At 44.9% G+C, this 10,740-nt stretch carries 13 protein-coding genes; 7 read left to right on the top strand and 6 right to left on the bottom strand.

Features of this window, described 5'->3' with window-relative positions; translation table 11 throughout:
- On the top strand, positions 1-1,189 hold a 1,189-nt coding region (locus F6K20_RS10135; protein ID WP_287294585.1), incomplete at its 5' end, for an MFS transporter.
- Positions 1,190-1,209: 20 nt separating this feature from the next.
- Positions 1,210-2,367: a glycosyltransferase family 4 protein gene (locus F6K20_RS10130; protein WP_287294583.1), complete on the top strand. Its 1,158-nt coding sequence runs from the start codon at positions 1,210-1,212 to the stop codon at positions 2,365-2,367.
- Between the two features lie 61 nt (positions 2,368-2,428).
- Here the strand turns inward: F6K20_RS10130 and F6K20_RS10125 are convergent, their stop codons facing one another.
- A complete protein-coding gene (locus tag F6K20_RS10125; RefSeq protein ID WP_008180198.1) occupies positions 2,429-2,683 on the bottom strand; it encodes a hypothetical protein in 255 nt (84 codons plus the stop codon).
- Between the two features lie 107 nt (positions 2,684-2,790).
- Here F6K20_RS10125 and F6K20_RS10120 point away from each other — a divergent pair, with 107 nt between their 5' ends.
- Together F6K20_RS10120 and F6K20_RS10115 are read left to right on the top strand one after the other, a co-directional pair.
- Positions 2,791-3,036: a helix-turn-helix domain-containing protein gene (locus F6K20_RS10120; protein ID WP_008180196.1), complete on the top strand. Its 246-nt coding sequence runs from the start codon at positions 2,791-2,793 to the stop codon at positions 3,034-3,036.
- 51 nt (positions 3,037-3,087) lie between these two features.
- Positions 3,088-3,666 carry a Uma2 family endonuclease gene (locus F6K20_RS10115; protein ID WP_287248713.1) on the top strand — a complete coding sequence of 193 codons (579 nt, stop codon included), beginning with the start codon at positions 3,088-3,090 and terminating at the stop codon, positions 3,664-3,666.
- A 61-nt stretch (positions 3,667-3,727) separates the two neighbouring features.
- Here the strand turns inward: F6K20_RS10115 and lpxB are convergent, their stop codons facing one another.
- Positions 3,728-4,957 carry a lipid-A-disaccharide synthase gene (gene lpxB, locus F6K20_RS10110; protein ID WP_287294581.1) on the bottom strand — a complete coding sequence of 410 codons (1,230 nt, stop codon included), beginning with the start codon at positions 4,955-4,957 and terminating at the stop codon, positions 3,728-3,730.
- A gap of 143 nt (positions 4,958-5,100) precedes the next feature.
- Here lpxB and F6K20_RS40570 point away from each other — a divergent pair, with 143 nt between their 5' ends.
- The 3 genes from F6K20_RS40570 (at position 5,101) to F6K20_RS10095 (ending at position 6,661) form a co-directional block, all read left to right on the top strand.
- Positions 5,101-5,244, top strand: a complete 144-nt coding sequence (locus F6K20_RS40570) for a hypothetical protein (protein WP_287265219.1) — start codon at positions 5,101-5,103, stop codon at positions 5,242-5,244.
- A 266-nt stretch (positions 5,245-5,510) separates the two neighbouring features.
- The gene (locus F6K20_RS10100; protein WP_287265218.1) at positions 5,511-5,711 is read left to right on the top strand and encodes a hypothetical protein; all 201 of its coding nucleotides are present in this window, start codon (positions 5,511-5,513) and stop codon (positions 5,709-5,711) included.
- A gap of 164 nt (positions 5,712-5,875) precedes the next feature.
- Complete coding sequence (locus F6K20_RS10095) at positions 5,876-6,661, top strand: calcium-binding protein (RefSeq protein WP_287265216.1); 786 nt, start codon at positions 5,876-5,878, stop codon at positions 6,659-6,661.
- 101 nt (positions 6,662-6,762) lie between these two features.
- On the opposite strand, the gene lpxA is transcribed toward F6K20_RS10095, so the two are convergent.
- The 4 genes from lpxA to F6K20_RS10075 all read right to left on the bottom strand — a co-directional run.
- The gene (gene lpxA / locus F6K20_RS10090; RefSeq protein ID WP_287265214.1) at positions 6,763-7,557 is read right to left on the bottom strand and encodes an acyl-ACP--UDP-N-acetylglucosamine O-acyltransferase; all 795 of its coding nucleotides are present in this window, start codon (positions 7,555-7,557) and stop codon (positions 6,763-6,765) included.
- Positions 7,558-7,959: 402 nt separating this feature from the next.
- On the bottom strand, positions 7,960-8,472 hold the full coding sequence (fabZ, locus tag F6K20_RS10085) for a 3-hydroxyacyl-ACP dehydratase FabZ (protein WP_008180185.1): 513 nt from the start codon (positions 8,470-8,472) through the stop codon (positions 7,960-7,962).
- 18 nt (positions 8,473-8,490) lie between these two features.
- Complete coding sequence (locus F6K20_RS10080) at positions 8,491-9,489, bottom strand: UDP-3-O-acyl-N-acetylglucosamine deacetylase (protein ID WP_287294579.1); 999 nt, start codon at positions 9,487-9,489, stop codon at positions 8,491-8,493.
- Between the two features lie 135 nt (positions 9,490-9,624).
- The coding region (locus F6K20_RS10075) for a BamA/TamA family outer membrane protein (RefSeq protein ID WP_287294577.1) at positions 9,625-10,740 on the bottom strand (1,116 nt) is incomplete at its 5' end.

The following is a 10,740-nucleotide window of genomic DNA, read 5'->3' as shown; positions in this document are numbered from 1 at the left end:
CAGTCGCTTTCAAGACGCTGATCAAACTATCAGTGGCTGGGTATCAGCTATCATGATTGCCTTTACCATCCCAGCAGTTCTATTTGGTTCCTTGGCTGGCGTCTATGTGGATCGGTGGTCAAAAAAAGATGTGCTGGTGCTAACCAATCTGTTGCGAGGCGCACTGGTGTTGTTAGTGCCTGGGTTGTTGTCCTTTACTCAAGGCTGGACATCAGTCTCCAATGTGCCACTCGGCTTTTACGTCTTATTAGTGATTACATTTCTAGTCTCTACCCTGACCCAATTTTTTGCCCCAGCAGAACAAGCGGTAATTCCCTTGATTGTGAAACCGCACCACCTACTGTCGGCCAACTCCCTATATACTACAACCATGATGGCTTCCTTAATCATTGGTTTTGCTGTGGGTGAACCGTTGTTAGCCTTAGCGGATAGCTTGGGAGCTCAGCTACATTTCGGCGTGTACTTGGGGAAAGAAGTTTTGGTAGGAGGGTCTTATGCGATCGCAGGATTAGTGTTGTTGTTACTGAGAACGGGTGAAAATCGGGCAAAGTCTAAGGCTGAGCAACCTTATGTGTGGGCAGACATTGCCGATGGTCTGCGTTACGTACAACACCATCGAAATGTCCGCAATGCTATGATTCAACAAGTTATTCTGTTTTCCGTTTTTGCTGCTTTAGCCGTTCTGGCGGTAAGACTCGCGGAAAACCTACCTGGGATCACCGCTTCCCAGTTTGGCTTCTTGTTAGCAGCAGGTGGAATTGGGATGGCGATTAGTGCAGCAATCCTAGGAAACTGGTTTGATGACACCTCCTATGTAGATTTAAGTCTGTCTGGTTCTGTAGGTATGGGAGTAGCCTTAGTAGGGTTGTCCCTATTCACTAACAATCTCTGGCTGGCTTTACTGATGACAATGGTATTGGGGGGGTTTGGGGCTTTGGTGGGTATCCCGATGCAGACTACCATCCAGGCAGAAACACCAGAACAGATGCGGGGCAAAGTTTTCGGACTACAAAACAACGCTATTAATATCGCCTTGAGTTTACCATTAGCCTTAGCGGGGATCGCAGAAACTTGGTTGGGTTTACAACCTGTATTTCTTGGTTTAGCAGCACTTGTGTTCTTAGGTGGGTTCTTAAACTGGTATATTTCCGGTAATAGATTAAATAATTTAAATAAACGTCATCAATAGAGACTTAACTACCAACCGGAATGCATATCGCCTGGCTCGGAAAAAAATCCCCTTTTTGTGGTAACGTCACCTACAATCGAGAAGTGACCAATGCTCTGCTCGACCGGGGCTACCAGGTCAGTTTCCTCCACTTTGCCCAAGAAGAAGAGGACCGGACTTGGTGGGGTTGTCAGGAGGTACCACTGCCTTGCTTGTACAAGTCTCAGATGTATACCATTCCAACCCTAACCGCCAGTAAGGTTTTGAAGCGATCGCTACAGGAGCTCAAACCTGATCTGGTTCATGCTTCCTTAACTTTATCTCCTTTAGACTTCCTGTTACCGGAAATCTGTACCGAACTCAATTTACCCCTAGTGGCGACCTTCCATCCGCCCTTTGATGGTAAACGACGCAATTTGCAATCGGGAACCCAATTGCTGACCTATCAAGTTTATGCGCCGTTTCTCGCCCACTACGACCGAGTGATTATCTTTTCTCAACTCCAACGGGATGTCCTAAGCCGGGTTGGGGTTCCTGATCACAAGCTAGCAGTGATTCCCAATGGAGTTGATGTCCAGAAATATTCTCCAGGATACTCCCAGTGTACCTCTGAGTTTGCATCCGAGTTCAAAGCGGAACGGCTATTTGTTTATCAAGGTCGCATTGCTACGGAAAAAAATGTGGAAGCGCTGCTGCGAGCCTGGAAACACTGTAACCTGGGTAAATCCAGCAAGCTAGTGATTGCTGGTGATGGACCGTTATTAGCCTCATTGAAACCATTTTATGGGGAAGAACAAAATGTCATTTGGCTAGGATTTGTGGCTTCCGAGCAACAACGGATTGAGATTTTGCGGGCAGCGGATGTGTTTATTTTACCTTCTCTATTGGAAGGGCTGTCCTTATCATTACTGGAAGCCATGGCTTGTGGTGTGGCTTGTGTAGCCACAGATGCTGGAGCTGATGGGGAAGTGTTAGAGGATGGTGCTGGGGTAATTCTCAATACCCATGGGGTGACATCCCAACTGAAAACCCTATTGCCCCTATTGCGTGACCACAGAGACTGGACTACTTTGCTTGGTCACAAAGCTAGGGCAAGGGTTCTAGAGCGCTATACCTTAAGTGGGAATATTACTCAGCTCGAAAGGCTTTATGAAGAGGTTGTAGAAATTAGGCTTTTGCAATTGAGTGGTCGTGCTTAGTTTTTTTTGTTGTTTGGGAAGTTAACCTCATGCTAAGTTGCCCTTATGGTGAAGAGGGAGGTTAATTGGTAGAAACGTAGCGAGTAAGAGCACGCATCTGTTTACCGGGAATGGAAGCAGGCATTAAGGGACTCCATTCGCTGATTTCAGCAAAACCGAGTTTGTATTGGGTGTGGATGATTTTGGTGATGCTGTTACTTGAACCAATGACTAGGATTTGCACAGGTTCTCGCTTGGGTTGAGGTGGTGTGGGAGTAGGCTCGGAGGCTGGTACCGAGGCAGTTTCTTCCGGTTCTGGTAGAAAGTTGTTGGACATGGGAAGTTACCTTCTTATTGTTACCGAATGGACTACAATTAGTCGTCCTCATTGTAGTCCATTTGGTGCCATTTACTCAGTCCTGAGTAAATGACAGAATTTGAGGCATGGGAAAAGCAGGCAAAGCCCTCAAACAAGTATTAGAAAGCTACGGCATCAGCCAGAATCGAGTCGCTGTGCTGATGGGAATTGGGCGTTCAAATATATACCGTTGGGTGAATGAAATTAGAGATCCAGGCGCTGAGATGGTGATTCAACTTCGGGATGCACTGTATCAGATTAATCCAGCAGCAGCGGAAGATTTTGTTAAACTTTACTTGGGTTGTCCCAGGCAAGACAACGATTCGTCTTAATTGCGAAGCAATTGCTAGATATATCTATAAGGGATAACTTGAGATTGATTCATGAATACCCTTCCGATCAACATTCCTCCCAGCCTCAGAGTTACTGACGAGCAGTTTGAACAACTTGCTAGTGCTAATCGAGACTTGCGCTTAGAACGTAGTGCTACAGGTAAATTAATTGTTATGCCACCCACTGGGGGGAATACTGGAAAACGCAACATTGATATAGAAGGACAACTTTGGTTATGGAATCGCCAAACCAAACTGGGGGTTACTTTTAACTCCTCTACTGCTTTTCGACTTCCCAATAGGGCAATTCGTTCTCCTGATGCAGCTTGGGTTACTCAAAAACGATGGAATGCATTAACCCCTGAACAACAAGAAACTTTCCCACCCCTTTGTCCTGATTTTGTAATGGAGTTGCGTTCAAAGAGTGACAATATGGAACCGTTACGCCAAAAAATGCAGGATTATATTGATAATCAACTGGGTTTGGGTTGGTTAATTGACCCTAATCATAAGACGGTTGAAATTTATCGAATCCATCAAGCTGTAGAGGTGTTGAAATCTCCCAAAACATTATCGGGAGAAGATGTTTTACCTGGCTTTGTCTTAGACTTGGAATTTGTCTGGAATTAGCAGGATTGTAAGCATATGCGCTACGCGCACGCTACTTGAGGTGCCATTAGCCTTTGACCACTTAGCTTATTAGTTGGAAAATTTCCTTAGCAGCGCGATCGCATACGCCTACTTCACCCAATAACTGGCGCATTTTCTGATAATCCTTCAGGGTTTGCTGACGCCGTTCTTGATTAAAAAGTAGTTCTAAAGATTGCCGGACAATATTCTCTGGTGTGGCTTGCTCTTGTAACAACTCCGGCACAATCGAACGCATTACTACCAAGTTAGGGGGAGACATGAAGGGAATCGAAAACTTCAAGAAGGTGCGAGCAAGCCAGTAGGTAAAGGGATTAACTCGGTAGAAAACCACCTGGGGCACATCTAGTAGTGCTAGTTCCAAATTCACTGTACCTGACTTGGTAATGGCTAAATCAGCAGCAGCCAAGATTTCCTTGGTTTGACCAGCAACCACCTTAGCTTGTAAACCATAGCGCTTTACTGCTTCTTCAATGGGATGGCGATAGGCTTCTAAGGATAGGGGAATCCAAAATAGTGGTGAATCAGCTTGACTTTCCCTTAACCCTTCACCCTTCGACTGGCTAACCCGTGTTTGCTCAGTATCTAACAATTGTGACTGTAGCTGCTTGGCGGCTTCGAAGACTACAGGCATGAGATACTTTATTTCTTGTTGTCTAGAGGCAGGTAAAAGTGCGATCGCAGTTTGTTCTGGAGCTATGCCTAAGGTAGCACGAGCCTCTTCCCGGCTTGGGCTAGATTCCATCCGATCTACCAGGGGATGACCTACCCAACTAACTGACGCTCCCTTTTCCACAAAGTAACGGGCTTCTTCTGGGAAAATTGCCAACATGATATCAGTCATCTCTACAATAATCCTGGTGTTGCGCTTAGAGATAGACCAAACCCACTCTTGGGGAGCAATATAATACACTACCGGTACTTGCGGTAGTTCACGCTTAAGAAAACTCCCAATACTCAAATTTGGTCCCATGTAGTCAATCAGCACCACTAGGTCAGGGGGCTGCTGCCGGAGATACTGTTTGGCACGACCTTGGACTTTCAGGGTAGGCAGCACAAAGGGTAGAGATTCCAGAATTCCCACAGAACCAATACTGGTGGTATTACCCAACAGCTTCGCACCAGCTTGAGCCATTTGATCACCCCCTAGAGCAACAATCTCTAACTCTAAGCCAGCTGCTGTTCCCTGACGTTTCAATGCTTCAATCAGTAGAGCCCCTTGTAAATCACCAGATACCTCGCCAGTACTGATAAAGATGGTTTTGAGAGTCATGGTTAATGGGTGGATAGGGATTAGGGAAATAGGCAGTAGACAGTAACCATATCTAAATTACCTGACCACTGAAACATGCTATCAGTGCCAGGCGAGGGTAAGCTGTCACACCTTGAAATTGTGAATAGGGGCCCTTTGGGGAGATGAGGAGATCGGGAGATGGGGAGAGGGTAGACCAGCTTTTGCGCCAGTGGATTGACCTACGGTCACGCTACGGGATTGACCTACGGTCACGCTACGGGATTGACCTACGGTCACGCTACGGGAACGGACATTTAAATCCATAAAAGCTTAATCACTAATTATGTAAATTTTTTATACTTAAGTATTTTCTTTTAAAAGATAAGTTTTACAATTTTATGGAATTTTAAATTATTCACATAAACTTAATTAAAACTAGTCATTTAATTAATCCAATTTTAATATTTTTTAAAGTATCATAAAAAATGAATAAAATGAAAATCATTAGTGATTTGCGCTAATTCCATCAAGCTAAAATCACAATATTCATACTATAGGGTGCAATTAAAATTTTTTTTTAGGAGAAATAAAGATGTCTACCAATTCCACTAACACAACAGTTCTGACCTTCGATGAACTGCCTTTTCAACCGGTTGATGACCTAAGTTTCATGGGGGTCACATTTGATTTCAAAGTCGGTGGGGTAGATTCAACGGATGCCAATTATGGTTCCTTCGGTCCAGGATCAATTGCTTTTGTACACAGGGTAAGCGCCAGAAAAAATTGCCCATAATGTGCATTGGCTGGATATCGGTTGATCGTGGCTCGAAACCCCTATAATCTCGTAGAACTTGATTCTCAATAGAGTTTAATAGTTGAGAATGAACCCAGTTTTTTCTCAATAAGCTACAGCTTATTGATTCTTGCGCTTACCCTGCTTTTGTACAAGATCCGAGTTTGGAAGGTGATGCCGCCGGAATCCTAACCCTTGACTTTGATGCACCGGTTTCCGAGCTTGAGTTTGGGGTGGCGCTGAGTACCTTTGCTACTCTCACACCTGGTTTTACAGTGGAACTGTTTGATGATGGCTCCACATTGGTAAATACGATCGCAGTCGATACTAGTTCACAGCCAAGCTTTACCGAGGGTCTGTTCTCCCTTTCTGGTATTAGTACACCAATAGACCGGGTCGTGATCGATTTCAATGATGCCGCTGCTTTCCGCTTCGCCCTTGACAACCTTAGCTTTGAGGAAGCTGGTGTTACTCTAATCGGTACTTCCAACAATGACAGCCTTGAAGGTGGCGGAGGTGACGATATTATCAAAGGGCTTAACAGTCAAGATACCCTTCTAGGCTTTGCTGGGGAAGACTACCTCGACGGTGGTGACGGTGACGATCAACTGTTTGGAGGGGACGGTCATGACACCCTCAAAGGTGGCAATGGTCAGGATACCCTCGAAGGCGGAAATGATGACGATACCCTGATCGGTGGCCCAGGAGATGACATTTTAACTGGTGGCAGTGGGCAAGATACCTTTGTCTTGTCAACAGTAGGCAAACTCACCATCACTGACTTTACCGATGGCGAAGATCTGTTGCAGTTAGATGGTCTGACCTTTGGCCAGATTTCGATTTTTGAACAAAATGACGATACCATAATCACCACCATCAATAATCAACCATTAGCTGTCTTGACTGGTGTAGATTCTGGTGATATCACAGAAGCAGATTTTGTGTTTTAATCTCCTATTTTCTTAATTAAGAATCTCTAAAATAGGTTAGCAAAGGGTAAAGGTTAAAGGTAAAAGGAATTTGAAATAAACCTTGATAACCTTTACCCTTTTCACCGACGACCAGGAATCAAACCCCGACGACCTTCCATGACAGACAACTGCAAAAACTGATGCAGGTGCTGCACATGTGGGTTATCTGGTGGCAATTCCAAAGTTTGGAGGGCTTGAGTGAACGGTTGTCCTGAAAGATAGAGCTTCCGGAATACATTTTTTAGCTGTCTAATCTCACCAGTTGTCAGTCCAGCCCGTTTAAGACCGATTAAGTTAAGCGATCGCACTCGGGATGGATTCCCCTCAACTAGCATATAGGGTGGAACATCCCGGTCAATGCGACTCATCCCACCCACCATAGCTAGACGTCCAATTTGGACAAATTGATGAATTCCCAACACCCCACTAATTCTCACCTGGGACTCAATATAAACGTGACCCGCTATAGCAGTTCCATTAGCGATAATTACATAATCTTCAATTACACAATTGTGAGCAACATGACTATAAGCCATTAGCATATTGCCATTGCCAATTACAGTTGCTTCTCCTGCCCCGGTGGCTCGGTTAATGGTGACGTACTCTCGAATTAGATTATTATCACCAATTCTCACCCAGCTAGGAGCACCATCATACTTGAGGTCTTGGGGTTCCGAACCCAGTACTGCTCCTGGAAAGATTTGATTCCTGGCTCCGATCTCCATTGGTCCAGAAAGAACCACATGGGCACCAATGGTTGTTTCTGGACCAACTTTCACATTATCTTCGATCACCGCGTAGGCACCAATCTGAACTGTCGGGTGTAGTTCAGCACCAGGATGGATAACAGCAGTAGGATGAATAAGTGTTGCCAATTTTCCAAACACCAAAGTGACCAATGACTAACAATACTGGCAGGTTGCAGGTTGCAGGTTGAAAGGTTAAGGTTGACTGTTGCAGGTTGCAGGTTGCAGGTTAAAGGTTGAAGGTTAAAGGTTGCAGGTTTAAGGTTTAATGTTGAAAGGTTAAGGTTGACTGTTGCAGGTTTAAGGGTTAAGGTTGACTGTTGCAGGTTTAAGGTTTAATGTTGCAGGTTGTAGTCATAATATATAACATTAACTTTTAACCTCCAAAGTCAAGTATTTCAAGCAAATAACCTACCCGAAAAGGGACGCCAAAGGCGAACAACCAAATAACTTTCAAGCAAATAACCTACCCGAAAAGGGACGCCAAAGGCGAACAACTAAATAACTTTCTAAGCTCTTGCTAATCATGTTTTAATCCACTATAGAGAACATAAGCTCGCCTTCTGCTGCTTTCTTACCATCAACAGTAGCAACTGAGTGCATCTTACCAAAACGACTGCGCTTGATGGACAACAGTTCCGCAGTCATCACCAGTTGATCTCCTGGCACTACGGGACGCCGAAAACGAACTTTGTCAATCCCTGCAAATACGAATAATCCCTCAGGACTATCGGGCATTTGGGTTAATACAATCCCGCCAACCTGAGCCATAGCTTCCACGATCATCACCCCAGGCATCAAGGGTCGTCCAGGAAAATGTCCTTGAAAAAAAGGTTCGTTGAAGGTAACATTTTTGATACCTACAGCTCTTTTACCTGGAACATAGTCAATAATCCGATCAACTAATGCGAAAGGATACCGATGGGGGAGTAGTTTATGAATGTCTTCGACGGTTAGAACTGTTTTAGTCGATGAGTCATCATTTACATCCTTGGTAGTTCCGGTAGAGTTATTTGGCGTGTTAACGTCAGTCAATGTGGACATAAGCATACTTTAATAAAATTACAGATTGCAGGTTAGTTTGTTAATTTTTAAAGGTTCAACCTTCTTTGTGTTTAACTTGCAACCCATGCGTTCAGCCAGCTTTTTGGCAAGTTGGACATGGAGATGGTGGCTAGCTTTATAGGCCAGGATATGAGCAACAGGAAAACGTCCTAATAAACTCAAATCCCCTACTAAGTCTAAAAGTTTATGACGTACTGGCTCATTTGAAAATCGTAAGGGAGGATTAACCCATCCGTGTTGACCACAAACCAGAGCATTCTCCAAGCTACCACCTTTAATTAAACCGCGATCGCGCAACTGGTCAATTTGATCAGCCAAGCCAAAGGTACGAGCTGGTGCGATCGCATCAGCAAAATTGTCCTTTTCTGGAGTCCAACTATACCATTGTTTACCAATCGCTGGTAACGCAAAGTCAATGCCATAGGTAAATCGAGTTTTGGGTGCTGGTAGAGCCGTTACAAAGGCATCTCCGTGATAAACCGAGACTGGCTCGTTTAATACAAAAGGGATAGGTGTTGTTACTGAGGGAGTTAGCAGGTGAGGGGGTGTTAGGGTAGCTCGAACTTGTCCGGGGGTAAAACTATCGTGTGCTTTATCCTCGATTCCTTGAACCCCTGCTGCTACTAATCCCACCTCCTGGAGAGCTTCCAGCCAAACCTTCGCCGAACCATCTAAAAGAGGTACTTCTGGACCATCAATCTCAATTTGAGCATTATCCACACCACTACCAGCCAGTGCAGCTAAAAGGTGTTCCACTGTACGAACGGAAGCCTTTCCATACTGGGTTAATGTGGAGAGTTCCGTAGACAGTGTGGTAGCTGAAACTGCATCTATGTTTGCTGGAATAACGGGTTTACCTGGTAAGTCAACCCGCACAAAATATCGCCCAACTCCCGCAGCTGCTGGTAGTACCCTTACGTTGGTTGAAATACCGCTGTGCAGTCCGACACCAGAGCGTTCAAACATACCAGCCAAGGTGTAATATACTGAAGACATTTTTTTTGGGAAAGTTTCTATCAATAAATGCAGGAAAATTGAAAATTGAAAATTGAAATTAACCAATCACAAATTACAATCAACAATTGACAATTAACCACTAATAATTCACAACTAACAATTCACAATTAACAATTAAAACTTCTCTCCAATACCAAAGTGAAGACGACTGTCCCCTTCGGTATTCAAACCAAAGTCTACCCGAATCGGACCAAGTGGTGACTGCACTCTAACCCCAAGACCGTAACCGAGACCAGTACCGGGTAAATCTCTCTGCTCACCGGGTTCACCAGGAACAGAACCAGCAGAACCAAGGTCAGTGCCAGCGTCAACAAATAGAGCGCCCCCTATGACTGAGAAAATGGGGAAGCGATATTCTGCAGTAGCCTGAAGGTAACTACGTCCTGAGGCTAGGTCTCCCTCAGCAAACCCCCGCACGGAGTTACTACCACCAATAATAAAAGCTTCATAGGGAGGTAAATCCCCCAAGATAGTGCCCCCTTGAATGTTAAAGGCAAGAGCCTGAGGTCCTTCGGTAAAGTTGGTGAATTCTACAGGGATATAGAAACTATAGCTACCTCTTAACCGATTCATTAAGATGCTGCCACTACCAATAGGAATAGATTGTTCCATGCCCAACCGGAGTAGGGAACCGTTAGTAGGTTGGGTGGTACTATTGCGTAAATCCCGCACTGCCCCTAACTGGACAGTAGTTAGGTCATCTTCTCCACTGTCACTAAAGCTCAACAGTTCTCCATCTGTAGATTCAGGTCTGACATCCCCATCACTATCTTCAATGGCAACATGTTGATATTTCAAGCCTAGGGATGCTGTCCATTCTGACCGTTTAAATACATCTTGCGATAAAGGACGGCGAAAAGTCACTCCACCACCAGTGCGCACAATCCGGGGGCGGTCTCCATCATCATCATCATTAGGAACTTTAATATTATTCTCACCGCTGCCCCCATTAAAGACCAAGGAAATCGAGCGCCGTCGGAATGCATTTACGGTGTAAGAGGTGCGGAAGGGGTCTCCTGCAATCCAAGGGTCTGTAAAGCTCAAATCGAACAATAGCTCTCGGGTTCCCAGCTGAAATTCTCCCCCTAAGGTCTGATTATTACACCCTAGATTTTGCTGTTGATAGCTCACGGTACCAAAAAAACCACTGGCAGAACTCAGACCTGCACCAGCCGCAATTGAGCCACTACTCTTCTCAATCACGTCTACTACTATCACCACCTGGCGTGG

It is taken from the genome of Moorena sp. SIO2C4 (assembly GCF_010672485.1).
Taxonomy (GTDB): Bacteria; Cyanobacteriota; Cyanobacteriia; order Cyanobacteriales; family Coleofasciculaceae; genus Moorena; species Moorena producens.
This window is presented reverse-complemented; position numbering and strand designations above follow the sequence as displayed.